Below are 24034 nucleotides of genomic sequence, written 5' to 3'. Positions count from 1 at the left end.
TGCAGCCCTCTCCTGCGTGATCGCCTGATCGCCCGCATCCCCACGTCCCTCCGCTAGCACTAGCCTGTGACTCGGCCACACGCTGCACCCAGGCGATGAACGCGAGGCGATCAGGGACCAAAGCCTGCGAGAACCTTGGGCCCGCCGTGCCTCCGGGTCGCGGCCGGGATCCTTCGCGGCGAGCAGGGCTCAGGTGCGGCGGGTCATGGCCGCGACCCGTTCAGCGGAAGGCCTGGAGGCCGGTGAGGTGGCGGCCCAGGACGAGGGTGTGGACCTCGTCGGTGCCCTCGTAGGTGCGGACCGTCTCCAGGTTGAGGGCATGGCGGAGCGGGGAGTGGTCCAGGGTGATGCCGTTGCCGCCCAGGATGGTGCGGGCGGTGCGGCAGACGTCGAGCGCGGTGCGGGCGTTGTCGAGCTTGCCCGCGGAGATCATGTGGGCCCGGAGCTTCCCGGCGTCCTTGAGACGGCCGAGGCGCAGCGCGATCAGCTGGCCCTTGCTGATGTCGAGCGCCATGTTCGCGAGCTTCTCCTGGACGAGCTGGTTCGCCGCGATCGGGCGGCCGAACTGCTCGCGCTCGCCCGCGTAGCCCAGCGCCGCCTCGAAGGCGTCCCGCGCGGCACCCATCGCACCCCAGACGATGCCGTACCGCGCCTCGTCGAGGCACGCGAACGGCCCGGCCAGGCCGGGGTTCTCGGGCAGGATCGCGTCGTCGGGCAGGCGCACGCCGTCGAGCGTGACGTCGCACTGGATCGAGGCCCGCATGGACAGCTTGGGTTCGATGGGCGTCGCCGTGAAGCCCGCCGACGACGTCGGCACGAGGAAGCCGCGGACGCGCTCACAGCCCGTCGTGCTCACCCCGGACGACGACGCCCCCGCCCGGCTCCGTGCTCCCTGGGAGGCCGCGGCGTCGTCGTCGGACACCTTGGCCCAGATGACCGCGACGTCGGCGATCGACGCGAGACCGATCCACCGCTTGGCGCCGTCGAGGACCCACTCGCCGCCGTCGCGGCGGGCGCGGGTGGTCATGCCCGCCGGGTCGGAGCCGGCGCCCGGTTCGGTGAGGCCGAAGCAGCCGATCGCCTCACCGCGCGCGAGGCGCGGGAGCCACTGCTCCTTCTGCGCCTCGGAGCCGTGCTTGTGGATCGCGGACATCGCGAGCGAACCCTGGACGGACACGAACGTGCGGATCCCGGAGTCCGCCGCCTCGATCTCCTGGCAGGCGAGCCCGTACTCGACGGCGGACGCACCGGCGCAGCCGTAGCCGTCCAGGTGCATCCCCAGCACACCGAGCTCGGCAAGCTCCGGGACGATCTCCCGCGGGAAGACGGCGTCGGCGAACCACCGCGCGATGCGGGGCCGGATGCGCCGGTCGGCGAACTCACGCACCCGGTCGCGAACCTCCAGCTCGGACACACTGAACTCGGACTCGAGGTCCAGCAGGTCGGCGGGCGACGCGGTTGCGGCGGGACGAACGACGTCGGTCATGTCCCGGACTGTATGCCAGAGCAATCCCGGCGTCGAGGCGGCCGGGACCGGCCGCCGGCTCGGCTCAGGGCAGGCGGCCGACGTGGGCCATGGCCTGCTTGATGAGCATGCCCTGGCCGTTCATCATCTCGGCCTGGACGGCGTCGGCGCAGGCCTCCTCCGGGGTCAGCCAGGCGAGGTCGAGCGCGTTCTGCTGGGGGCGGCAGTCGCCGGTGACCGGGACGACGTACGCCAGGGAGATCGCGTGCTGGCGCGGGTCGTGGTAGGCGGTGATCCCGGGGGTCGGGAAGTACTCCGCGACGGTGAACGGCTGCGGGGACGGCGGCACCTGCGGCAGCGCCACGGGGCCGAGGTCCTTCTCGATGTGCCGCAGCAGGGCGTCCCGGACGCGCTCGTGGTACATCACCCGGCCCGAGACGAGCGCCCGCGTGATCGCGCCCTGGGTGTCGACCCGCAGCAGCAGGCCCACCGAGATCACGTCACCGGAGTCGTCGACCCGCACCGGCACGGCGTCGACGTAGACGAGCGGGAGCTGGGCCCGGACGACCGCCAGGTCCTCCTCCGTCAGCCACCCGGAGACCTGGGTGGTGTCGTCGTAGAAGTCGTCCTCGGGGTAATCCGCGGTGTCGGTCACGAGCCTTTTCTACCAGCATCGGGGCCCCGAATCCGGTAACAGTGCGATCTCACACGACGGCCGGGGCTCGTCCCCGGGCGGGTTGGGGCTGCGCCCCACGGGAAATGACGAGGCGGAGCGGGCTTGGCCTCGCCAAGCACACTCCGCCCATCCGTCTCGTGCGCCATCAGGGACTCGAACCCCGAACCCGCTGATTAAGAGTCAGCTGCTCTACCCATTGAGCTAATGGCGCGCGGGAGCAGTCTACCTGCTCCTGGGTCACGACGAACGTCGTGATGGTGCGTCATCAGGGACTCGAACCCCGAACCCGCTGATTAAGAGTCAGCTGCTCTACCCATTGAGCTAATGACGCGCAACGAAGAGAAACACTAGCAGGCGCGGGGCCGGTGCTCACAACCGGAATTGACGTGACCTGCGTGACAGCGGCGCAGGCCGCCCGAGCCGGGGAGCGACGAGGGCCTACAGGTACAGGCCCGCCGACCTCTCGCCGTCGCCCACCGTGTGCACGCCGTGCACGTCGCGTTCGCGGAGCAGCACGTAGTCCGTGCCGCCGAACTCGACCTCGGCGCGGTCCTCGGGGTCGAACAGCACCCGATCGCCGACGGCGACCTGCCGCACGTGCTCGCCTGCCGCGACGACGACCGCCCAGGCGAGCCGCTTCGGCCCGGCGGCGGTCGCCGGGATGACGAGGCCGGCCCCGGACTGCCGCTCGGAGCTGTCGGCCTCGGGCTCGACCAGGAGCCGGTCGTGCAGCATGCGGATGGGAAGGTCGCCCGACGACGCCTGCGCGCCCCCGGGATTCGTCACAGCGGTACTCACGGGCCCAACGCTACGCGACCCGTCGGCATGAGCAGCGCGCGGGTTAGCGTTGTCGCATGACTCAACGGCTTGAGATCGGTGACAAGGCTCCTGACTTCGCGCTCCCGGCCGCCGGCGGCGGTTCCGTCTCCCTGGCGGAGCTGCGGGAGGGCGCCGAGAAGGGCGTGATCGTCTACTTCTACCCGGCCGCGTCCACACCCGGCTGCACCAAGGAGGCGTGCGATTTCCGCGACTCCCTGGCCTCGCTGCAGGCCGCGGGCTACGCCGTCGTCGGCGTCTCGCCGGACCCCGTCGCCAAGCTCGACAGGTTCGCGGGCGAGGAGTCGCTCACGTTCCCGCTCGCCGCCGACGAGGACCACGCCACCCTGGAGGCCTACGGCGCCTGGGGCGAGAAGCAGAACTACGGGCGCACGTACACCGGGGTGATCCGCTCCACGGTCGTCGTCGCGCCGGACGGCACGGTCTCCCAGGCCCTGTACAACGTGCGCGCGACGGGCCACGTGGCCCGCGTCCGGAAACTCCTGGGACTGGACTGAGCGATCCCATAGACTCGGCCCGCGCGCGAGTGGCGTAATTGGCAGCCGCGCCAGGTTTAGGTCCTGGTGTCTTCGGACGTGTGGGTTCGAGTCCCACCTCGCGCACGGGTCAGGTCAGCTCGAGCTCCGGCCAGTCGGAGAGCTCCTCGCGCATGCGGCGGTCGTGGGTCGCCACGACGACGGCGGCCGGGGTGGTGATCAGGGCCCGGGTGAGCTCGTCGACCAGGTCGATGGACAGGTGGTTGGTCGGCTCGTCCAGCAGGAGCAGGTGCGGGACGTGCACCAGGGCGCGGGCCAGCTCGAAGCGGCGGCGCTGGCCGACCGACAGCTCGCCGAGCGGGCGGTCGAGGTCCTCCTCGGAGAGCAGGCCCAGGGACGCCACCGGGACCACGTACTCCGGGTCCAGCTCGCCGGCGGCGAGCAGGGCCAGCGCCTCGTCGGCCGCGGTCTCGAAGCCGGTCCGCCGCGCGGCGTCGGGAGTCAGGGCCAGGCTCTCCTGCCCGACGACGCCGACCCGCACGCCGTCGGCCATCGTCCGGGTGCCGCGGCCCAGGGGCCGTTCCCCGGCCAGCGCCCGCAGCAGCGTCGATTTCCCGGTCCCGTTCGGGCCCGTGACGAGCAATCGGCCGGACGGCGGGATCGCGATCCGAGTGCCTGGCAGATCCAACAGGACGCTTGGCATACTTTTCCAGCGGACCCCGACGTCGTCGTCCCGGTCGCCCTGGGCAGCGGCGCCGTGCGCGCCCAGGTCGCGGGTGGCGCCGTCGTCGTCGGACGTCATGGCGGCGGGCCGCACCTCCACGCGCGGGCTGCGGACCTCCACGAGGGGGTCCGCGGGGTCCCAGCCCGGGGACATCGCGGGCAGGTCCGGGAACGTGAGGACGGGCGGCGGGACCGGGACCTCGATCGCCTCGGCCCCCAGCTTCTGGATGAGCCGGTCGGCGGCCTTGACGTGGATGCGGGCGCGCGTGGCGCGCCGGTGGGTCTGCGACCCCTTGGGCGGGCGCCACTCGTCCGACAGGCCCTCGTAGGACTTGTCCAGGACCGCGGCGAGCGCCGCGGCCCGCTTGCGCTCGGCGCGGTAGCGCTGCCGCCAGCGGTGGAGCGCCTGGTTCTTGGCGAACCGGTAGGCGAGGTAGCCGGGCTGGCCGTAGAGCACGGGCCTGCCGTCCCAGGACGGGTCGAGGTCGAGGATGGCGGTGGCGGCGTCGTCGAGCAGCTCGCGGTCGTGCGTGACGACGACGACGCCCCCGCGCCAGGCGACGAGCTCGCCGGTGAGGAACTCGATCGCGGCGGCGTCGAGGTGGTTGGTGGGCTCGTCGAGGAGCAGGATGTCGGCGCGTTCGGCGATCCGGCACGCCAGCCGGACGCGGAAGCGCTCGCCCACGCTGAGCTCGTCGAGACGCCGGCCGGGATCGCGGGGGGCGCCGAGGCGGGTGAGGGCGACGTCGACGCGCCGGTCGGCGTCCCAGGCGGCGAGGTGCTCGGCGCGGCCGAGCGTGCGCTGCAGCTCGGCGAGGTCGCCGGTGTCGTGGTCGAAGGCCGCGGCTGCGGCCTCGAGCTCGGCCGTGGCGGCGCGCAGTCCGTCGAGGGTGGCGGCGACGAGGTCGCCGACGGTCTGCCCGGGCGCGGGGTGCAGCTCCTGCTCGACGAGGCCGACGACACCGTCGCGGCGCACCTCTCCGCCGGACGGGTCGATACGGCCGGCGAGCAGGTGCAGGAACGTGGACTTCCCGGACCCGTTCTCGCCGACGACGCCGAGCCGCGTGCCGTCGTTCACGCTGACGCTCACCCCGCGCAGGACGTCGCGCCCGGGGTACGAGAAGGCGAGGTCGTCGGCCACGAGATGCATGAGTGAAACCCTATGCGGTACGGGCCCGCGCCCGGGGAACGGGCCCGTGAGGGGGCCCGGGGAAACTTCTCCTGTCGCGGACGCGCAAGGGTTCGCGAACAGCTCTCACTAGGGCATACTTCGACGCGGCAACACCCCGAAAACAAGAAATTCACCCGAACACGGTGTTCCCCCTTGTGTTGACCTGCACATATAGGCAGTATGTTCGCCATGTCCCAAGCCCCGCCCATGCTCCGCATGATGAACGTGCTTCTCCGCCCGGGGATGCGCACGCGCAACGATCCCGACGCCGCCTTCGACAAGCTGCTGGCCACCGCGCAGCGCGGGCGCGCCCCGCTCGGCGACGACGACCTCGCCGCCCTGGAGCCGCTCCGGCTCCTGCTGCGGGCGAACGCGGCGAACCCGGATCTGAGCCCGTTCGGCTGGCGAACGGTCCAGGAGGGGGTGCAGAGCCGGATCCTGAACCGGGTCGTCGTCCGGGACCTCCAGCGCACGCACCCGGACGTGAAGGACCAGCCGGTGCCGGCCCCGATCTTCGTGATCGGCCTGCCCCGCACGGGCACCACGTTCACCTACAACCTCATCTCCCGTTCGGTCGGCAACCGGGGCCCGCTGCTGTGGGAGATGCTCAACCTCGGGCTGCCGGTCACCGACCCGGCCCAGCAGGAGAAGATCATCGCGGCCACCACCAAGCGGCTGTCGATCATGGACAAGTTCAGCCGCGACTGGTCGCAGGTGCACCCGCTCATCCCGACGAGCGAGGAGGAGGACTTCTTCCTGCGCGACCACTCGGAGATGCACACGTCGGCGGCGTCGGTGCCGGCGTACCGCGCCTGGGTCGAGGGCGCCGACCTCACGAGCGACTACGTGCTGCTGCGCGAGGCCCTGCAGGTGATGTCGTACGGGCAGGAGCCGCGGCGCTGGGTGCTCAAGCACCCGGCGGACCTGTGGCGGATGCCGGAGATCCTCAATGCGTTCCCCGACGCGCAGTTCGTCTGGACGCACCGCGCGCCCGGCAAGGCGCTGGCGTCGGGCTGCTCGATGTCCGAGGTGCTGCGGCACATGCACTACGTCGAGGGAACGGTGGACCTGAACGCGATCGGCGCGGAGTGGCTGGACCTGACGTCGCGCGGCGTGGAGAAGGCGATCAAGCAGCGCGAGCGGCTCGACGAGGGCGTGATGGTCGACGTCTCCTACAACGACCTGGTCGAGGAGCCGGAGAAGATGATGCACGGGGTGTTCGAGCAGCTGGGCATGCGGTGGACCGAGGCCGACGACGCGAACCTCGCCGTGGCCCGGGACAGGCCGCACCACACGGGGCACAAGTACACGCTGGAGCGCTACGGGCTGGACGAGTTCCAGGTGGCCGCGGCGTTCGCCGGGTACAAGATCCCGCCGTCGGCCGGGTCGTGAGGCGGGGCCCAGGTCGCCGGGTGGGCGACCTGGGCCCTACCGCACGGCGAGCCGGCCCAGGATCACCGGCGCGAGGGAGCGGAAGGCCTTGCCCCGGTGGCTGATGGAGTTCTTGACGGCCGGGTCGAGTTCCGCGGAAGTGAGCGGGGACGACGAGGCCGGCTGGTCCTGCGGGACCAGGATCGGGTCGTAGCCGAAACCGTGGGTACCCCGGGGGGCCGCGGTCAGGGTGCCGCGCATCTCGCCCCGGCGGACCTCCTCGGTGCCGTCCGGGGTGACCAGGGCCGCGGCGCAGACGAAGGCCGCCGAGCGGTGCTCGGGGCGGACGTCGGCGAGCTGGGCCAGGAGCAGGTCGAGGTTGGCCTGGTCGTCGCCGTGCCGGCCGGACCAGCGGGCGGAGAAGATGCCGGGCGCGCCGCCCAGGACGTCGACGGCGAGGCCGGAGTCGTCCGCCACCGCGGGCAGGCCGGTGGACCGGCAGACGGCCCGGGCCTTGATGAGGGCGTTCTCCTCGAAGGTGATGCCGTCCTCGACCGGTTCCGGGGCGCCGATGTCGCCGGAGGTGACCAGCTCGCCGTCGGGCAGGTCGACGCCGGCCGCCGCGAGGATGGCGTGGAGCTCCACGAGCTTCTTGCGGTTGTGGGTGGCGATGACCAGGCGGGCGGTGTTCATCTCAGGCCTCCGACCTGCGGTCGAGGTTGCGGCGCAGGGCCGTGACCAGGGCGCGCCAGCCGAGCATGGTGATGCCGAGGAACAGGGTGGTCACCAGGAGGAACGTCGGGACGAAGGCGCCGCCGGTGACGATGCGCAGGATCATGCCGACGATCACCGTCGTGAACCAGATGCAGACGCCGGCGGGCCAGAGGCGGGACGGGTCGCGCCAGGCCCGGGTCCACGCCCAGCCGGCGGCCGCGCCGACGGCGAAGGGCCAGACGACGCGGCCCAGTTCCAGCAGCAGCGTGCCGTGGGTGTTCATGCCGATGATCGCGAAGGTCAGCACGGCGACGGCGTCGGCCACGATCGCCGGGGCGACCGGGACGCGTCCCGGGGCGCCGTCGGACACGGTCACGAACCGAGCTCCTGGGCGAGGGCCGCGGCCTGGATCGTCGCGAGCTCGGCGGTGCCCGCGATCGCGAGGTCGAGGAGCGAGTCGAGCTCGGCGCGGTCGAACGGGGCGTGCTCGGCGGTGCCCTGCACCTCGACGAACTTGCCCCGGCCCGTGACCACGACGTTCATGTCGGTGTCGGCGCGCACGTCCTCCTCGTAGGGCAGGTCGAGCATCGGGACGCCGTCGATGACGCCCACCGAGATCGCCGACACCGAGTCCGTCAGCACGGGCTTGCCGCGCGAGGTGATGTGGCCGTGCCGCTGGCCCCAGGCCACGGCGTCGGCGAGCGCCACGTAGGCGCCGGTGATCGCGGCGGTGCGGGTGCCGCCGTCGGCCTGCAGGACGTCGCAGTCGAGCACGATCGAGTTCTCCCCGAGGGCGGACATGTCCACGACGGCGCGCAGCGAGCGGCCCACGAGGCGCGAGATCTCGTGGGTGCGCCCGCCGATCTTGCCCTTGACGGACTCACGCCCTGAACGGGTGTTCGTCGCGCGCGGCAGCATCGCGTACTCTGCGGTCACCCAGCCCTCGCCGGAACCCTTGCGCCAGCGCGGCACGCCCTCCTCGAACGATGCCGCGCACAGCACCCGGGTACGCCCGAACTCGACGAGCACGGAACCCTCGGCGTGGTCGAGCCAGCCGCGGGTGATCCTGACGGGGCGGAGCTGGTCGGTGGCGCGGCCGTCGGCGCGCGTGACGGCGGAGGTCGAGGCACTGGTGGTCACGTGCGAAAGCCTACGCCGAGTGGGTGCGCTGGGCTGCGCCGCCGTTCGCGTGCGCATGATCACAGCGACGTGGTGCGAATGCCGTTCACTCCTGCTGCCCTGGTGGGAAGAAATCTCGGGAACAAGGGGAACACTTGAAAATCACTTTGCAGCCGGGGCGGGTCTGCTCGCTGGACACGGTCGCCGTGGCCGGGAACGGGTTCACCGCCGACGCGTCCGTCACGGTCGAGCTCCGCACGCCCGACGGCCACTCGATCCTGTCCCACCGCACCTCGGCCGATCACACGGGCGCCTTCGCCACGGTCCTCGTCGTGCCGGAGGTCCGTGAGGGCACCGACTGCACGGTGATCGCCACCGATCCGCTCTCCGGCGCCACCCGGACCAAGCTGACCGTGTCGGCCTGAGCGACCCGCCCGGGGTCAGACCGTGTACGTGGCCCCGGGCTGCGCCAGCCGCACGTCGCCGTCGTACTCGTCCCGCGCCTCCGCCAGCGAGATCGCCGGCTCGTTCCACACCGGCAGGTGCGTCAGCAGCAGCCGGTGCGCGCCCGACTCGTGCGCCACGCGGCCCGCGCGCCTCCCGGTGAGGTGCACGCCCGGCGCGACGTCGTCGTCCCTGCCCTCGACGAACGCCGCCTCGCAGAGCAGCAGATCGGCGTCGCGCGCGAGCGCGACCACGCCGTCGCAGTAGTCCGTGTCGCCCGAGTACGCGATGACCGCACGCTCGTCCGGGCGCAGCGTGCTCGGGCCCGTCACGCGGATCCCCCACGCCTCGGCCGGGTGGAACACCCGGAACGCCTCCAGCGTCAGCGGCCCGACCCGCACGGGCGCGCCCTCGGCCCAGGAACGGAAGTCGTAGTCGGCGTCCATCGTCTCGCCCTCGCTCAGCCCGTAGGCACGGGCGGCCTGCTGCGCCGTCGCCGACGGCGACCACACGGGCAGGCTCTTCCCCTTGCCGTGCTTCAGCGACCCGTGCTCGGGGTGGTAGCGCAGGTAGACGTACATGCCCGAGAGGTCGGCGCAGTGGTCCGGATGCAGGTGGGAGATGGCGACGGCGTCGACGTCGAACGGGTCGACGACGCGCTGCAGCGCCCCGAACGCGCCGTTGCCGAGATCCATGACGACCGTCCAGTCACGGGCCTCGAAACCGGCCGCGGCGGCCTCGGCCGCCGACACCTGCACGAGGTACGACGACGCCGGGGACCCGGGCCCCGGGCCCGAGCCGGAGACGCCGAGGGTGATCAGTCGCATCAGACGGCCTCCACCAGTGCGACCTCGGGGCCGAGGAACCGGTGCGCGAGCGGCTGGACGCGCGCGGGCTCGCCGGTGGTCAGGAACGTGTGCACGGGGGCGCCCGCGCCGGCGGACCGTTCCAGGCCGTGCTCGACGAGCTTGCGGTAGACGTCCTTGGCGGTCTCGTCGGCGGACGACACCAGCGTGACGTCGTCGCCCATCACGTAGCTGATCGCGCCGCGCAGGAGCGGGTAGTGCGTGCAGCCGAGCACGAGCGTGTCGACCCCGGCGGCCTTGACGGGGTCGAGGTACTCGCGGGCGTACTTCATCACCTCGTCGCCCGACGTCCTGCCCTCCTCGACGAGCCGCACGAACTCCGGGCAGGCCTGCGTGATGATCTGCAGGCCCGGGGTGACGTGGAAGGCGTCGTCGTACGCGAGCGACTGCACCGTGGACTTCGTGGCGATCACGCCGATCTTGCCCGAGCGGGTCGCGTGCACGGCGGCCCGGGCGGCGGGCAGGATGACCTCGATCACGGGGATGCCGTGCCGGTCGGTGTACCGCTCCCGCGCGTCGCGCAGCGCGACCGACGCCGCGGTGTTGCACGCGATGACCAGCATCTTCACGCCGTCGGCGACCAGCCTGTCCATGACGTCGAGCGCCATGGCGCGGATCGCGCCCAGCGGCTTGGGGCCGTAGGGGGCGTTCGCGTTGTCGCCGAGGTAGCGGACCTGCTCGTTGGGCAGCTGGTCGAGGATGGCGCGCGTGACCGTGAGGCCGCCGAGGCCGGAGTCGAAGATGCCGATGGGCGCGTCGTTCACGGGTGCGATGCTAACCGCGCGGGTGTGTCCGATCCGTTACCGACGCCACGTGATACGGGTGACGCCTGCCACGTTGCCTCAGAACGGGCGGGAACGGGCGCGCCGGACGACCGGTACCGCCCGGGAACGCCCTCCTCGGAAGGTGAATCCCACCCCAGCTACTAGATAAGGTAGGGGGGTGACAATCTCCGCCGCGCAGATGCCCCGCTCCGCGCCCGCGGGATCGGTCTCGGCCAGGACTGCCACAAGTGAGGAAACCGCTCAGGACGCGGCCCAGGAGCTGGCCGATCCGTGGGTGACCATCGTCTGGAACGACCCGGTCAACCTCATGTCCTACGTGACCTACGTCTTCGAGAGCTACTTCGGCTACCCGACGGCCAAGGCCCACAAGCTCATGATGCAGGTGCACAACGACGGCCGGGCGGTCGTGTCCAGCGGGGGCAGGGAGCGCATGGAGGTGGACGTGCAGGCGATGCACGGGTTCGGGCTGTGGGCGACGCTGCAGGAGTCCGGGTCCGGCACGGGTCAGGGCGCGGCATGACGCCGTTCCGCGCGATGCGGCGCGGCTACGAGTCGCGGATGGACCCCGTCGAGCGGGCCGTGCTGGCGCGCGTGGCGCGGGACGTCGCGGAGATGGTCCGGGCCGAGACCGGCCTGCCCTCGGCGGCCCCCGATCCCGACCCGAACGACAAGCCCGCCCCGCACACCGGCAGCACCACGCGGGTGTGGAACAAGGGCCTGCTCGCGCCCGACGAGATCACCGACGGCGACCTCGCGAAGCTGACGGGCATCTCGTCGGTCGGCCCGACGCCGCAGGATCCCGCGGTGCGCCGCCTGCTCCCGGACGCGAGCAAGGAGGACGCGGCCGTGGCGGCCGAGTTCCGCCGGTTCACGCAGAACGACCTGGCGCGCGAGAAGGCCGAGCGGCTCGAGGCGTTCGCCGACCTGCTGGAACCGCCGGTCTCCGAGGAGGACCCGGAACCGGAGAAGGCGCCGTGGCAGGCCCTCGGCAAGCACGGCGCCCCGCCGCCGGTGCGGGTCTCGCGCGAGTCCGCCGAGTCGGTGGCGGGGGCGCTCACCGACCTGCGCCTGGTCATCGCGCAGCGCCTCGGCCTGGAGTCCGACGACGACGTCAACTCGCTCACGGACCAGGTGATGTGGGACCAGCAGCTCGGCAAGGAGATCCCGGTCGCGGCCGACGGACGGGCCGCGCGCCGGTTCTGGTCGGGCGTGTTCGTGGCCGCGGGGTTCGCGCTGGAGACCCTGATGGAGGTCATGATCGCGGACCTACGAGGACGGCCACGTCCGCTCGAGGACAACTGAGAGCGAGCCGTTCGCCGTCGCCGGCACCGGTCGATTCGGCCGGCCGGATCGTCCGGTCAGCCGTCGCCCGGTCGTGCGATGCGCCGGCGGCGCCCGTCGCCCCAGGCGTGAGCTCCCCGCACGGCGGCGGTCCCCTGGGGCTCGGTCGTCACAGGTAGTTGCCCGCGACCGGGGCCGGCTTCCAGCGGCCCGAGGTGGCGATGTCCAGGACCTGGTCCGTGGTGAGCTCGTCCGCGCCGTGCTCCAGCAGGGAGCGCCGGGCGACCTCGCGGAGGTCCGCGCCGGTGGCGCCGTCGAGGAACGACGAGACCAGCCCGGTGTCCACCCCGGCCCGGGGCGGCAGGTACAGGTCGAGGATCGCCTTGCGGCCCTCGGCGTCGGGCGGCGGGACCTCCAGGATGGTGTCGAACCGGCCGGGTCGCTTGACCGCCGGGTCGAGGGAGCCCGGGTCGTTCGTGGTGGCCACGGTCAGGACGTCGTCGGTGGTGCGAGCACCGTCGAGCGCGTCGAGGAACTCGCCGAAGCTCGTGGAGCCGCGGCTGTCCTTGCCGCCCACCGAGTCGATCTCCTCCAGCACCACGAGGCACGGCCCGAGCGTGCGGACCTCCTCGTAGAGCTCGGTCATCCAGGTGCGCAGCACGTCGGCGGTCACCAGCACGACGGTGAGGGTGCCCTTGAGCTCCGTGGCGATCACCCGGGCGAGCTTCGTCTTGCCCACCCCGGGCGGCCCGGCCAGCAGCAGCCCGCGCGACGTCGAGTGCCCGAGCGCGCGCAGCGTGTCGCGGCGCGTCGTGACCCCCGCGCAGAACAGGTCGACCTCGTGCCACACCTCGCGCGGCAGCACGAGATCCGCGCGGCCCTGCGGCGTCGGCGTGACGGGCTTGATCGTGAGCCTGCCGGGGGCGGCGGCCTGGAGCGTGCGCCCGCGGTACGGGTGGTCGGCGGCGAGATCCGCGGACAGGGCGTCGAGCGCCCGCTCCGCGACGTCCCGGTGTCCCGGCATCGCGTGCGCGGTGAGGAACGGGTCCCCGAACTGGTAGCCGGTCTCGATCGCGACGGGCTGCTCGTCGCGGGTCCCGGCCGGGAAGAGCACGGTCCCCGCGGTCGGGACGGTCACGCCGGTCCCGGAGCCGAGGTCCAGCCGGGCCATCTGCGGCGCCCGGCGCTCCGGCCCGCGCTGCGTGACCTCGTCGGCGTGCGCGGCGATCCAGCGGCCCAGCACGAAGCCGTACAGCAGGTGCAGCACGGGCGACACGGGCCGCGACACGGTCTCCAGGACCGCCTCGTTCACCTTCCAGGTGCGGGCGAGCCATTCCGACGCCGTCCGGGGCTCGGTCTCCTTCTCCGGGATCGGGCGCCCGAGCAGGGCGGCGATCCCGGCGACGGCGGCGCGGGCCGCCTCGTCGTGCGGGCCGAGGTCCGGCCAGGCGGGCGCGGGGTGCGGTTCAGGGGTCAGCCCGGAGTTCTCCGGGCCGGAAGCGTTGTTCAGAGCGATCCTCTCGTCTCGTGTGCTCACCGACGATGTTTACCAGCCGGGAACGGCCTGGTAAAGGCCGAAACGTGGCATGGCGGCAGGGCAGATTCGGCGGTACCACGACGGCGTCGAGTGTCACACAGACCGGCACGTATGTTCGCATCGCCTGCCCGGCGGCCGGCGGTGCCTGCCGCTGCCGTCTCCTCGGATCCGGCTCCGGGCGGGTGCCGCGCCGTCGTGCGTCCACGGCGCGTTCCGCGGCCCTCACCCTCCGCCTCATCTCTCGTCGATGTCAGTGGGGGTCAGTAGACTTCCCGTCATGAGCGACCCCCTCTCGAGCCCGCCAGACGATCCCCGGACCAGCGGCTCCACCGGCCTTCTCGAGCGCGAGGAGACCCGCGAGCAGGCCGAGCCGGGGGACCACGAACGCTTCGCGCACTACGCCAGCAAGAAGAAGATCATGGACTCGGCGCTGTCCGGCAAGCCGGTGGTCGCCCTCTGCGGCAAGGTCTGGGTGCCGGGCCGCGACCCGAGCAAGTTCCCCGTGTGCCCGAAGTGCAAGGAGATCTACGAGGGCCTGAAGCCCGGCGGCTCCGGCGGCAAGGACTCCGGGGGCGGTTCCGGCACGTGACCAACACGCCGCAGCTTCCGCGCACACCGTCGTCTGCGGCCGCATCGCACCTGAGTCCCGCGTTCCCGCGCCGTGCCCCCTGGGGTACGGCGTCGAACCTGCGCGCCTGGCAGGCCGCGGCGCTGGAGCTCTACCGCGAGAAGGCCCCGCGCGACTTCCTCGCCGTCGCCACGCCCGGCGCCGGCAAGACGACGTTCGCCCTGCGCATCGCCACCGAGCTCCTCGAGGCCGGGATCGTGCGCCGCGTCACCGTCGTCGCGCCGACCGAGCACCTCAAGCACCAGTGGGCCGACGCCGCCGCGCGCGTCGGCGTCGGCATCGACCCGAACTTCACCAACGCGCAGGGCCGGCACGGCTCGCACTACGACGGCGTCGCGCTGACCTATGCCCAGGTCGCGGCCAACCCCGCGCTGCACCGCGCCCGCACGGACGCCGCCCGCACTCTCGTGATCCTCGACGAGGTGCACCACGGCGGCGACGCCCTGAGCTGGGGCGACGCCGTCCGCGAGGCGTTCGACGACGCCACGCGCCGCCTGGCCCTGACCGGCACGCCGTTCCGCAGCGACACGTCCCCGATCCCGTTCGTGGTCTACGAGGAGGACCGCGACGGCATCCGCCGCTCGAAGGCGGACTTCACGTACGGCTACGGCGACGCCCTGCGGGACCACGTCGTGCGCCCGGTCCTGTTCCTGACCTACTCCGGCGACATGCGCTGGCGCACCCGCGCGGGCGACGAGGTCTCCGCGCGCCTGGGCGAGGCCATGACCAAGGACATGACCGCCCAGGCCTGGCGCACCGCCCTGGACCCGGAGGGCGAGTGGATCCCGAGCGTGCTGCGCGCCGCCGACAAGCGCCTGGCCGAGGTGCGCCGCGCCGTCCCCGACGCCGGCGGCCTGGTCATCGCCACCGACCAGACCACCGCCCGCGCGTACGCCCAGCACCTGCACGAGATCACCGGGCAGCGCCCGGTCGTGGTGCTGTCCGACGACGCCGGGGCGTCCGGCCGCATCGAGGAGTTCACGTCCTCGGACGACCGCTGGATGGTCGCGGTGCGGATGGTGTCCGAGGGCGTCGACGTGCCCCGGCTCGCCGTCGGCGTGTACGCGACGTCCACGTCGACCCCGCTGTTCTTCGCGCAGGCCGTGGGCCGGTTCGTGCGTGCCCGCTCGCGCGGGGAGACGGCGTCGGTGTTCCTGCCGTCGGTCGCGCCGCTGCTGGAGCTCGCGGGCGGGCTGGAGCTGGAGCGCGACCACGCGCTCGACCGGCCCTCCACCCCCGAGGAACAGGGCATCGAGTACGACCCGGAGGCCGCGCTGCTGGCCGCCGCGAACCGCGAGGAGAAGGCGTCGGGCGAGCTGCAGGGCACGTTCGAGGCGCTGGACTCGCAGGCCTCCTTCGACCGCGTGCTGTTCGACGGCGGCGAGTACGGCACGGGCGCGGACGCCGGCTCCGCCGAGGAGCTGGACTTCCTCGGCCTGCCCGGCCTGCTCGAGCCGGATCAGGTCACCACGCTGCTGCGCCAGCGGCAGGCGGACCAGCTCAAGGCGCGCAAGAAGGCCGCGACGTCGGACACGACGCCGGCCGACGCGCCGACCGACCGCGAACGGGCCGCCGAGCAGGCAGAGCACGAGCACCGGCGCGCGGGCGAGCTGCGCAAGGAGCTGTCCAAGCTGGTGGGCGCGTGGTCCAAGAGGTCGGGCGAGCCGCACGGCGTCGTCCACACGCGCCTGCGGCGCGAGTGCGGCGGGCCGGAGGTCCCGCTCGCGACCTCGGCGCAGCTGGAGGAGCGGGTCACCAGGATCCGGCGGTGGTTCGTCGGCACGAGATGAGCGGTTCCCACGCCGGGGTCGGGCTGAACCCAGGCTGACCACAGCCTGGTCCCCGGCGGGACGTGACGGACACCCGTGATGAACAGCACGGGGCCGGATCGTGAGACGAGTGCGAGGAAGCTGTGTTTTCGACCGGCCGAGCCGGGCCGCAGGCCATACCGTTGCCCTATGACCAGCGAGCCCCGGGGCATCGTCGCCCCGCACACCGACTGGCCTGCCCTGCGCCTCGTCGAGCCGACAACGTCGTCGGACCTCTCGGCGGACATCTCCTCGGACACTGTGTCCCCTCAGGGCCGGCCGCCACTTCCCGCGGACTTCCCCGCGGCGCCGCGCCCGGCGGCACGGCCGTCGGTCGCGCTGCTGACGGACCGCTACGAACTGACCATGCTGCAGGCCGCCCTCGCCGACGGCACAGCGCACCGGCACTGCGTCTTCGAGGTCTTCACCCGCCGGCTGGCGGCGGGCCGCCGGTACGGCGTCCTCGCCGGGACCGGGCGGGTGCTGGAAGCGCTGCCGCACTTCCGGTTCGGGGACGACGAGCTGCGCTACCTGGAACGCGAGCGCATCGTCGACGCACCCACCCTGGAGTACCTCGCGAACTACCGGTTCAACGGCTCGATCCAGGGCTACGCCGAGGGTGAGATGTTCTTCCCCGGTTCTCCCGTGCTGCAGGTGGAGGGCACGTTCGCCGAGGCGGTGCTGCTGGAGACCCTCGTGCTGTCGATCCTCAACTACGACTCGGCGGTCGCGTCGGCGGCGTCGCGCATGACGAGCGCTGCCGTGGACCGGCCGGTGCTGGAGATGGGTTCCCGGCGCGCGCACGAGCAGGCGGCGATCGCCGCGTCGCGCGCGGCCGTCATCGCCGGCTTCGCCGGCACCTCCAACCTCGAGGCGGGCATGCGGTACGGCCTGCCCACGATCGGCACGGCCGCGCACGCGTTCACGCTGCTGCACGACGACGAGCTCTCGGCCTTCCGCTCCCAGGTCGCGGCGTTCGGCCCGGGCACGACCCTGCTGGTCGACACGTTCGACGTGATGCGCGGCGTGGAGAACGCGGTCGAGGCCGCCGGGACGGGGCTGGGCGCGGTGCGGCTCGACTCGGGCGACCTGGGCGGGCTCGCCGTGGACGTGCGCAAGCGGCTCGACGAGCTGGGGGCCACGGAGGCCAGGATCGTGGTGACCTCCGACCTCGACGAGTACGCGATCGCGGGCCTCGCGGCCGCGCCGGTGGACTCCTACGGCGTCGGGACGCGGCTCGTGACGGGGTCCGGGGCGCCGACCTGCGGGATGGTCTACAAGCTGGTGGCCCGCGAGAACTCCGCGGGGCTGCTGGAACCGGTCGAGAAGACGTCGTCGGGCAAGAAGTCGCGGGGCGGCCGCAAGGCCGCGGGCCGGCGGTACGGGCCGGACGGCCGGGCGACCGAGGAGGTGCTGGTCACCGGTCCGGACGAGCTGGTGGCCGCCTGGACCCCCGACACCCGCGACCTGCGCCAGCTGCACGCGCCCCTGGTGGTGGCGGGCGCGGTGGACTCGCGCTGGGTGGGTGCGTACGGCGTCGAGAACGCGGCCCGCGCCCACGCCAACGCCCGCTCCGAGCTACCTCGCGGCGCCCGCCGCCTCTCCTGGGGCGAACCGGCGGTCCCGACGACGGACCTCCCCCTGACCCACTGACCGGAACCCCCACCACCACCTCAACCCCCTCCCCCGGCCGGGGGGGTACTGGGTGGGCCTCAGTAGCACGTTGGGGCCGGGAATCCCGACTTCGCATGGATTCGATCTGCTACTGACCTCACCTCAGCCCGCGGAGGGGGCCGGGGATGGGATCAGACGGGTCAGAGGGTTTGCCACTCCGGCTTCGCCGCGTAGGTCTCGCGGTAGTAGTCCGCTAGTTGCAGGCGGCTTGCCGCGGCGGCGTCCACCAGGATCGTGGCGTGCGGGTGGAGCTGCATGATCGTGGCCGGCCACATCGCCGAGACGGGGCCCTCCACGAGCTGGTGGACCGCCTCCGCCTTGGCCCGGCCCGTCGCGAGCAGCACCAGGTGCCGCGCCGACATGATCGTGGCCAGGCCCTGGGTGAGGCAGTGGCGCGGGACGTCGTCGACGGAGCCGCCGAAGAAGCGCGCGTTGTCCTGCCGGGTCTGCCGGGTGAGCGTCTTGATGCGCGTGCGCGACGCGAGCGACGAGCCGGGCTCGTTGAACGCGATGTGCCCGTCCGTGCCGATCCCGAGCAGCTGCAGGTCCACGCCGCCGGCCGCGGCGATCGCCTCCTCGTAGTCCGCGCAGGCCCGCGCGAGGTCCGCCGCGTTGCCGTCCGGGCCCCGGACCGCGCCCGGCGCGAAGTCGACGCGCGAGGCGATCTCCTTCTCGATGACGTTGCGGTACCGCTCGGGGTGGTCGTCCGGCAGCCCGACGTACTCGTCCAGCATGAACGCCCTGGCCCGCGCGAACGAGAGCCCGTCCTTGTGCCGCCGGGCCAGCTCGTCGTACACCTTGAGCGGGCTCGACCCGGTGGCCAGCCCCAGCACGGCCTGCGGCCGTCCGGTCAGCAGCGTCTCGATCGCCTCGGCGGCGAGCCGGGCGAGCTCGTCGCCCGGCGCGATCACGACCTCCATGTCAGCGCTCCCCCTCGGTCATCGGCCCGCATGTCCGTCTCCGACGACGCCGTCCTGCCCGACGACGACGCCGTGTCCGACGACGACGCCGCGCCCCCGGCCTCCGCCTCCTCGTCGCGGCGGCCCAGCACCGCGGCCCCGACGGCCGCCACCGGGATGTCCGACGGCGCCAGCCGCACCCGCCCCGGCAGCTCGAGCGACGCGAGGAACCCGGACACCTTCGCCTGTTCCCGGAGCGCCTCGCGGACGACATCAAGGAGCGGCTCGCCGAGCTGCGCCACCCCCCCGCCCAGCACCACGTAGTGCACGTCGACCGTCAGCACGAGCAGCCGCACCGCGGCCGCGACGGCGTCGGCGAACCGCGCCCGCACCCGCAGCGCCTCGGCGTCGCCGGAGGCCGCGGCCTCGAACAGCTCCACGGGCGCGGGCTTCCCGTGCCGCGCGGGCCAGGCCTGCGCCAGCGCCGTGCCCGACACGAACGTCTCGATGCAGCCGCGCTGGCCGCACGGGCACTCCGGCCCGGCCGGATCGATGGGCACGTGCCCGATCTCCCCGGCAGCGCCGGTCACCCCGCGCCGCAGCCGCCCGTCCATCACGAGCCCCGAGGCGACCCCGGTCCCGAGCGCGAGAAACGCGAGATCCTCGTGTTCCCGCGCGGCGTCGTCGGACATCGCCTCGCGTTCCAGGACGTGGGCGGCACCGACGGCGGCGACGTTGAGGTCGTTCTCGACGACGACGGGGACGCCGTCCAGCGCGGCGGACAGCCGGTCGGCGAGCGGCAGCTCGTCGGCGATGCCGAGGTTGACCGCGTGCCGGACCGTCCCGGCGGCGACGTCGATGATCCCGGGGATGCCCAGACCGACGCCGCCCACCGTGGCCGGGTCCGCGAGCTCGCGGACGGCACGCGCGGCGGAGCGGACGACGCCGTCGGGGCCGAGTTCCGTCGCCAGGCGCGTGGTCGCGACGACGGCGCCGGACGTGTCGAGCAGCGCCCCGAGGATCTTGGTGCCGCCGATGTCCAGGCCGACGGTATACCCGGGATCCTCGCGGCGCTCCGCTGCTTGTTCGATGGTGCTCATCAGCCTTTCACCGCGCCGGCGACCAGGCCGCCGGACATCCGGCCCTGGACGAGAAGGAAGAAGATGATCGCCGGGACGGCGACGAGCGTCGCGCCCGCCATGACCGCGCCCCAGTTCGTGGCCTGCGTGACCGACAGGAAGGTCCGCAGCCACAGGGTCAGGGTCATCACCTCGGGGCGCTGCATGATCACCAATGCCATCACGAACTCGTTCCACGCGTTGATGAACGCGAAGATCCCCGTCGCGACCAGGCCCGGGGCCAGCAGCGGGAAGGTGACGCGCCAGAACGCGCCCGCCGGGGAGCAGCCGTCGATCTGGGCCGCCTCCTCCAGCTCCCTGGGCACGCCCGCGACGAAGCCGCGCAGCGTCCAGATGGTGAAGGGCAGCACGCCCGCGATGTAGATGAGCGACAGCCCGATCACCGAGTTGATCAGCGCCCAGCCGTCGATGATGCGGAACAGCGAGATGATCATCGCCTCGCCCGGGATCATCTGGACCACCAGGATCAGCACGAGGAACGTGCGCCGCCCCTTGAACGAGAACCGGGTCAGCGCGATCGACGCGACGAAGCCCAGCACGAGGCAGACCACGAGGGTCAGGGCCGTGACCGTGATCGAGTTCAGCACCGCGGGCTCGAACGGGGCGCGCTCCTGGCTGAACATCGCCGAGCGGTAGTTGTCGAGCGTGAAGACGTCGGGCGTCGGGAAGAACGCGATGTCCTCGCCGCGGATCTTGTCGTTGGGCAGGAACGACGTGTTCAGCATCCAGTAGACGGGGAAGGCGAACAGGCAGAAGACGACGACGGCGACGGCTCCCCAGCCGGCGTCCGCGACCCGCCGGGCGGGTGATCTGCGGGTCACAGTTCCTCCTCCTTGATCGTGCGGCGCACGTAGTAGACCGACAGCAGCAGCATGATCGCGGTGAAGATGAACGCGATGGCGCTGGCGACCCCGAAGTGCCCCTGGCCCATGCCCATCTGGTAGATGTACACGCCGATGGTGTTGGTCTTCTCGCGGTCGCCGCCGATGTCCTGCAGCGCGTAGACCTGGGGGAACACCTTCAGGTCCCAGATCATCGAGAGCACCACGAGCACGGTGACGATGGTGCGCACGTACGGCAGCATGACGAGCCGGAAGCGCTGGAAGGAGCCTGCGCCGTCGAGCTGCGCGGCCTCCAGCACCTCGCCGGGGATCTGGCTGAGCCCGGCGTACATCGTGAACGCCACGAACGGGATCGCGCCCCACACGATGACGAACGTGAGGATCGTGAAGAAGCCGATCGGGTCGAGCAGCCACGAGTGGCCGAACCACCGCTCCCCCGTGATCCGGGTGAGCAGGTTGTTCACCAGCCCGTACTCGGTGTCGAAGATCCAGCCCCAGATGGTCGTGGAGCTCAGCGGCGGCATCGACCAGGCCAGCAGGAGGCCGACGGCGACGAGCAGGCGCAGGCCCTTGCGCAGCCGCATCATGAGCAGCGCGATCAGCGTGCCGAACACCATCGTCAGCACCACCGCGACGACCATGAACACGATGCTGCGGCCGAGCACCTCCCAGAACTCGGCGTCGCCGAGCACCTTCGTGTAGTTGTCGAGGCCCACCCATTCCGGCGGCAGGCCCATCACCTGGGCGCGCTCGTACTCCTGGAAGGACATGACCAGCATCCGCAGCACCGGGTAGCCGGTCAGGACGCCGAGGATCAGAACGGGGCCGGCCAGCAGCAGCCAGGGGACGACCGGCGTCTTGCGCCGGAGCCGCACCGGCGGGGGCGCGGCCGGCGGCGCGGGGGCCGCGCGTTCGGTGGCGAGGGTCATGAGGGACGCCTTTTCGCTTCGTGGCTTGGGGTCATGGGTACGGTCCCCCGCCCGTTCCGGGTGCGGCCGGGCGGGGGACCGTGGGTACCTGCCGGGGTCAGCCGTTGAGGATGGACTCGATCTCGGCGTCCAGGTCGGCGGCGACCTGCTCGACGTCGTCGCCGTTGGCGAGGCGCGTCATGTGGGTCTGCAGCACGGTCTGCGCCTCGACGTCGGCCCACTTGGGGGTGGCCGGGGTGAGCCTGGCGGTGGCGGCGGCCTCGACGCCCGCCTTGCCGATGGAGGTGTCCTGCGGCACCTCTCCGGCCAGGGAGACCTTGGCCGGGATGAGGCCGGTCTTGCCGATGATCGTCTGGTACTCGTCGCTCAGGATGATCTTGAGCGCCTCGTACGCGAGCTCACGGTTCGCCGACTTCTGCGCGAGGGCGATGTTCGAGCCGCCCGCGAACACCTGCGCCGGGCCGCCGTCCTTGCCGGGCAGCGGGAACGCCTCGAGGTCGCCGCCGTAGGTGGACGCGCAGCCGGGGACGCCGTCCTCGGTCTCCGGCTCCTCGGGCGCGTTGATGGACCACTGGATCCAGGTCGGGGCCGAGAGGTAGCCGATCTTGCCCTCGCAGAACGGGATCTGCAGGTCGGTCTCCTGCGCGTCGGCCGGGGCGTTGGACGCGTTCAGCATGAGGTCCTGGACCTGGGAGAGCCCGGCGATGCCGCCCTCGCTGGAGAAGCCCGCCTCCCACGTGCCGTCCGCGGCCTGCTCGGCGATGAAGCCGCCGTTCTCCCAGACGAACGGGAGGGCGTTGTACCAGTCCTGGCCGGGCCACCAGTGGCCGGAGAACTTGCCCTCCTTGTAGAGGTCCTTCGCCTGGTCGACGTACTCGTCGAGGGTGGCCGGCGGCTCGTCCTCGACCAGCTCCGGGCTGTAGAACACCGCGCGCGAGCCGGCGTAGTACGGCAGGGCGAAGTGCTTGCCCTCCCAGTCACCCGCCTCGACGAAGCCGGGCAGCAGGTCGCTGCCGCCGAGCTCCTCGAACTCCTCGGCCGTGATCTCGCTGAAGTAGCCCGACGACGTGAACGCCGACGCCTGGGTGTTGCCGACCTCCACGACGTCCGGGACGTCTGAGCCCGCGAGCGCCGTCGTGTACTTGTCGACGAGGCCGTCCCAGGTCTGCTCCTCGATGACCAGGGTGGCGCCCTCGTTCTGCTCCTCGAACGTCTTCTTCAGGTAGTCGCGGGCCTCGTCGGGGGTGTCGGTGCCGACGAGCCAGACGCGCACCTCGGTGTCCGCGCTGTCGCCGCTGTTGGTGCCGGTCCCGCAGGCACCCAGAGTCGCAGTCATCAGTAGCGTCGCCGAAACGGCGACGAGCCGGTTCTTCTTCACGAGGTCTTCCTCTCGCCACATGTGTGGGGTGTGGGTTCTGGGGTGTGGGTTCTGGGTCGTGAGTCGAGTTCTCGGTGGAGAGCTTCCTGCCTCGCCGTCGTCGGCACGGCCGTGTGCCTACGACACCCCCAGCTGGGCGGACAGGACCAGGACGGCCGCCCCGAGGAGCACCACGTCCTGGCCGAGCGAGGCCATCCGGAGCTGGAGCCCGGCGCTGACCGCCGGCATCGTCCGCTCGCGGAGGGTCTCCTGCGCCGCCTCCCGCAGGGGGCCGTCGAGCAGGTCCGGCGGACCGCTCAGCAGCACCTCGGCGAGGTTCAGCGCGCTGACGACGGGCGCGAGGGTCACCCCGAGCACCCTTCCGGCCTCGGCGAGGCCGGCGTCGGCAGATTTCTTGTCCTTCCCCTCGACCGCGCGGCGCAGCGCGGGAGTGGCGAGGACCGTCTCGAGACAGCCGCGGCGCCCGCAGGCGCACGGCAGGCCGTCGTCGACGGCGGTGGTGTGGCCGAGCTCGCCGGCGGCGTGGTGGATGCCGTGCACCCGGATGCCGTCGACGAGGATGCCGCCGCCGACGCCGAGGCCGACCAGCATCACGAGGGTGCCCGCGGCGGCGCCGCCGTAGGTGAACTCGCCGAGCGCGGCGGTGTTGGCGTCGTTGGCGACCTGGACGGGCAGGCCGATCCGGTCGGTGAGCACGTCGGCGAGGTGGACGTCGTACCAGCCGCGGTTCGGGGCCTCGATGACGCGGCCGTGCTCGTCGATGACGCCGGGCGAGCCGACGCCGATGCCGAGCACGGGGTGCGTGGCGTCCGCGACGAGCAGGCGGGCGAAGCGGGCCACCAGGTCGGTGAGGTCCTCGCCGGTGCGGCCGTCGACCTCGAGCGTGCGCCGTCCGACGATCTCGCCGGTGAGGCTGACGACCGCGCCGCGGATCTGGGCCTCGTCGGTCAGGTCGAGCGAGACGATCTGGAACGAGTCGCCGCGCAGGCCGACGAGGATCGCGGGCTTGCCGACCCGCTGGCCGGGGCGCGTGCCGAGCTCCTCGACCAGGCCCTCGGCGATGAGCACGGAGACGAGGTCGGAGATGGTGACGCGGGTCAGGGCGGTGGCCCGGGCCAGGTCGGCGCGCGACGTCGGCCCCTCGTGGAACAGGTGCTGCAGCACGAGCGAGCGGTTGTGGGCGCGTGCGTGCTCGGGGAGCACCTTCGAGGTCGCCCTCAGGCGTGCCCCGACCCGGCCACTGCTGCGTGTCGTCGTCGGCATGTTTGTTAG

The 24034-nt window shown here is 72.4% G+C and carries 24 protein-coding genes and 3 tRNA genes; 9 read left to right on the top strand and 18 right to left on the bottom strand.

The genetic code is table 11. The features are described 5' to 3' along the window. Window positions 1-220: 220 nt before the first annotated feature. The 5 genes from ABD208_RS04200 to ABD208_RS04180 form a co-directional block, all read right to left on the bottom strand. Window positions 221-1486, bottom strand: coding sequence for an acyl-CoA dehydrogenase family protein (locus tag ABD208_RS04200; protein WP_344099788.1), 1266 nt, complete (start codon window positions 1484-1486; stop codon window positions 221-223). Between the two features lie 64 nt (window positions 1487-1550). Continuing rightward, entirely contained in the window at window positions 1551-2120 is a 570-nt protein-coding gene (locus ABD208_RS04195) for an NUDIX hydrolase family protein (RefSeq protein WP_344099786.1), read from the bottom strand. A 159-nt stretch (window positions 2121-2279) separates the two neighbouring features. Next, a tRNA-Lys gene (locus ABD208_RS04190) sits at window positions 2280-2352 on the bottom strand. A gap of 44 nt (window positions 2353-2396) precedes the next feature. Further along, window positions 2397-2472, bottom strand: a tRNA-Lys gene (locus ABD208_RS04185). Between the two features lie 107 nt (window positions 2473-2579). Continuing rightward, window positions 2580-2876 carry a GroES family chaperonin gene (locus ABD208_RS04180; protein WP_344100031.1) on the bottom strand — a complete coding sequence of 99 codons (297 nt, stop codon included), beginning with the start codon at window positions 2874-2876 and terminating at the stop codon, window positions 2580-2582. 119 nt (window positions 2877-2995) lie between these two features. Between ABD208_RS04180 and ABD208_RS04175 the strand changes: the two genes are divergently transcribed. Together ABD208_RS04175 and ABD208_RS04170 are read left to right on the top strand one after the other, a co-directional pair. Beyond that, window positions 2996-3475 (top strand): peroxiredoxin, encoded by a 480-nt coding sequence (locus ABD208_RS04175; RefSeq protein ID WP_344099785.1) that lies wholly within the window; start codon window positions 2996-2998, stop codon window positions 3473-3475. A 23-nt stretch (window positions 3476-3498) separates the two neighbouring features. Continuing rightward, window positions 3499-3580, top strand: a tRNA-Leu gene (locus tag ABD208_RS04170). A 4-nt stretch (window positions 3581-3584) separates the two neighbouring features. Here the strand turns inward: ABD208_RS04170 and ABD208_RS04165 are convergent. Beyond that, window positions 3585-5327: an ATP-binding cassette domain-containing protein gene (locus ABD208_RS04165; protein WP_344099784.1), complete on the bottom strand. Its 1743-nt coding sequence runs from the start codon at window positions 5325-5327 to the stop codon at window positions 3585-3587. A 240-nt stretch (window positions 5328-5567) separates the two neighbouring features. Here ABD208_RS04165 and ABD208_RS04160 point away from each other — a divergent pair, with 240 nt between their 5' ends. Continuing rightward, entirely contained in the window at window positions 5568-6740 is a 1173-nt protein-coding gene (locus ABD208_RS04160; RefSeq protein ID WP_344099783.1) for a sulfotransferase family protein, read from the top strand. 36 nt (window positions 6741-6776) lie between these two features. On the opposite strand, the gene rdgB is transcribed toward ABD208_RS04160, so the two are convergent. Genes rdgB through rph form a run of 3 tightly spaced genes read right to left on the bottom strand, consistent with a single transcriptional unit; the run spans window position 6777 to window position 8573 of the window. Then, window positions 6777-7412: an RdgB/HAM1 family non-canonical purine NTP pyrophosphatase gene (gene rdgB, locus ABD208_RS04155; RefSeq protein WP_344099781.1), complete on the bottom strand. Its 636-nt coding sequence runs from the start codon at window positions 7410-7412 to the stop codon at window positions 6777-6779. Between the two features lies 1 nt (window position 7413). Next, window positions 7414-7809: a DUF3054 domain-containing protein gene (locus tag ABD208_RS04150; protein WP_344099779.1), complete on the bottom strand. Its 396-nt coding sequence runs from the start codon at window positions 7807-7809 to the stop codon at window positions 7414-7416. Further along, window positions 7806-8573, bottom strand: a complete 768-nt coding sequence (gene rph, locus ABD208_RS04145; protein ID WP_344099776.1) for a ribonuclease PH — start codon at window positions 8571-8573, stop codon at window positions 7806-7808. The genes ABD208_RS04150 and rph overlap by 4 nt, the downstream gene beginning before the upstream one ends. Window positions 8574-8707: 134 nt before the next feature. Here rph and ABD208_RS04140 point away from each other — a divergent pair, with 134 nt between their 5' ends. Beyond that, window positions 8708-8977, top strand: a complete 270-nt coding sequence (locus ABD208_RS04140) for a hypothetical protein (RefSeq protein ID WP_344099774.1) — start codon at window positions 8708-8710, stop codon at window positions 8975-8977. Between the two features lie 15 nt (window positions 8978-8992). Here the strand turns inward: ABD208_RS04140 and ABD208_RS04135 are convergent, their stop codons facing one another. Both ABD208_RS04135 and murI read right to left on the bottom strand, forming a co-directional pair. Beyond that, window positions 8993-9823, bottom strand: coding sequence for an MBL fold metallo-hydrolase (locus ABD208_RS04135; protein WP_344099772.1), 831 nt, complete (start codon window positions 9821-9823; stop codon window positions 8993-8995). Continuing rightward, window positions 9823-10626 carry a glutamate racemase gene (gene murI / locus ABD208_RS04130; RefSeq protein ID WP_344099770.1) on the bottom strand — a complete coding sequence of 268 codons (804 nt, stop codon included), beginning with the start codon at window positions 10624-10626 and terminating at the stop codon, window positions 9823-9825. Before murI ends, ABD208_RS04135 begins: the two co-directional genes overlap by 1 nt. Window positions 10627-10825: 199 nt before the next feature. Between murI and clpS the strand changes: the two genes are divergently transcribed. Together clpS and ABD208_RS04120 are read left to right on the top strand one after the other, a co-directional pair. Then, window positions 10826-11167 (top strand): ATP-dependent Clp protease adapter ClpS, encoded by a 342-nt coding sequence (gene clpS, locus ABD208_RS04125; protein WP_344100029.1) that lies wholly within the window; start codon window positions 10826-10828, stop codon window positions 11165-11167. Next, window positions 11164-11949: a DUF2017 family protein gene (locus ABD208_RS04120; RefSeq protein WP_344099768.1), complete on the top strand. Its 786-nt coding sequence runs from the start codon at window positions 11164-11166 to the stop codon at window positions 11947-11949. Before clpS ends, ABD208_RS04120 begins: the two co-directional genes overlap by 4 nt. 148 nt (window positions 11950-12097) lie before the next feature. Here the strand turns inward: ABD208_RS04120 and ABD208_RS04115 are convergent, their stop codons facing one another. Then, window positions 12098-13465 (bottom strand): AAA family ATPase, encoded by a 1368-nt coding sequence (locus ABD208_RS04115; RefSeq protein ID WP_344099766.1) that lies wholly within the window; start codon window positions 13463-13465, stop codon window positions 12098-12100. A gap of 277 nt (window positions 13466-13742) precedes the next feature. Here ABD208_RS04115 and ABD208_RS04110 point away from each other — a divergent pair, with 277 nt between their 5' ends. The 3 genes from ABD208_RS04110 to ABD208_RS04100 all read left to right on the top strand — a co-directional run bounded on the left by ABD208_RS04110 (window position 13743) and on the right by ABD208_RS04100 (window position 17554). Then, on the top strand, window positions 13743-14054 hold the full coding sequence (locus ABD208_RS04110) for a DUF3039 domain-containing protein (RefSeq protein WP_344099764.1): 312 nt from the start codon (window positions 13743-13745) through the stop codon (window positions 14052-14054). Continuing rightward, window positions 14051-15883, top strand: a complete 1833-nt coding sequence (locus ABD208_RS04105) for a DEAD/DEAH box helicase (protein ID WP_344099762.1) — start codon at window positions 14051-14053, stop codon at window positions 15881-15883. The genes ABD208_RS04110 and ABD208_RS04105 overlap by 4 nt, the downstream gene beginning before the upstream one ends. Window positions 15884-16051: 168 nt before the next feature. Beyond that, on the top strand, window positions 16052-17554 hold the full coding sequence (locus ABD208_RS04100) for a nicotinate phosphoribosyltransferase (protein ID WP_344099760.1): 1503 nt from the start codon (window positions 16052-16054) through the stop codon (window positions 17552-17554). A gap of 161 nt (window positions 17555-17715) precedes the next feature. Here ABD208_RS04100 and nagB read toward each other — a convergent pair whose 3' ends face one another. From nagB to ABD208_RS04070, 6 genes are all read right to left on the bottom strand, one after another. Then, window positions 17716-18495: a glucosamine-6-phosphate deaminase gene (gene nagB, locus ABD208_RS04095; RefSeq protein WP_344099758.1), complete on the bottom strand. Its 780-nt coding sequence runs from the start codon at window positions 18493-18495 to the stop codon at window positions 17716-17718. Continuing rightward, window positions 18483-19574: an ROK family protein gene (locus ABD208_RS04090; protein ID WP_344099756.1), complete on the bottom strand. Its 1092-nt coding sequence runs from the start codon at window positions 19572-19574 to the stop codon at window positions 18483-18485. The genes nagB and ABD208_RS04090 overlap by 13 nt, the downstream gene beginning before the upstream one ends. Beyond that, window positions 19574-20434: a carbohydrate ABC transporter permease gene (locus ABD208_RS04085; RefSeq protein ID WP_344099753.1), complete on the bottom strand. Its 861-nt coding sequence runs from the start codon at window positions 20432-20434 to the stop codon at window positions 19574-19576. The genes ABD208_RS04090 and ABD208_RS04085 overlap by 1 nt, the downstream gene beginning before the upstream one ends. Beyond that, the gene (locus ABD208_RS04080) at window positions 20431-21384 is read right to left on the bottom strand and encodes a carbohydrate ABC transporter permease (protein ID WP_344099751.1); all 954 of its coding nucleotides are present in this window, start codon (window positions 21382-21384) and stop codon (window positions 20431-20433) included. The genes ABD208_RS04085 and ABD208_RS04080 overlap by 4 nt, the downstream gene beginning before the upstream one ends. A gap of 97 nt (window positions 21385-21481) precedes the next feature. Then, window positions 21482-22720, bottom strand: a complete 1239-nt coding sequence (locus ABD208_RS04075) for an extracellular solute-binding protein (protein WP_344099749.1) — start codon at window positions 22718-22720, stop codon at window positions 21482-21484. Window positions 22721-22879: 159 nt separating this feature from the next. Continuing rightward, window positions 22880-24025: an ROK family transcriptional regulator gene (locus ABD208_RS04070; RefSeq protein WP_344099747.1), complete on the bottom strand. Its 1146-nt coding sequence runs from the start codon at window positions 24023-24025 to the stop codon at window positions 22880-22882. Window positions 24026-24034: the final 9 nt, after the last annotated feature.

Source organism: Myceligenerans crystallogenes, from assembly GCF_039529775.1.
Lineage (GTDB): Bacteria > Actinomycetota > Actinomycetes > Actinomycetales > Cellulomonadaceae > Myceligenerans > Myceligenerans crystallogenes.
Note: the sequence above shows the minus strand (reverse complement) of the source record. Positions and strands in the feature narration are given on the sequence as shown.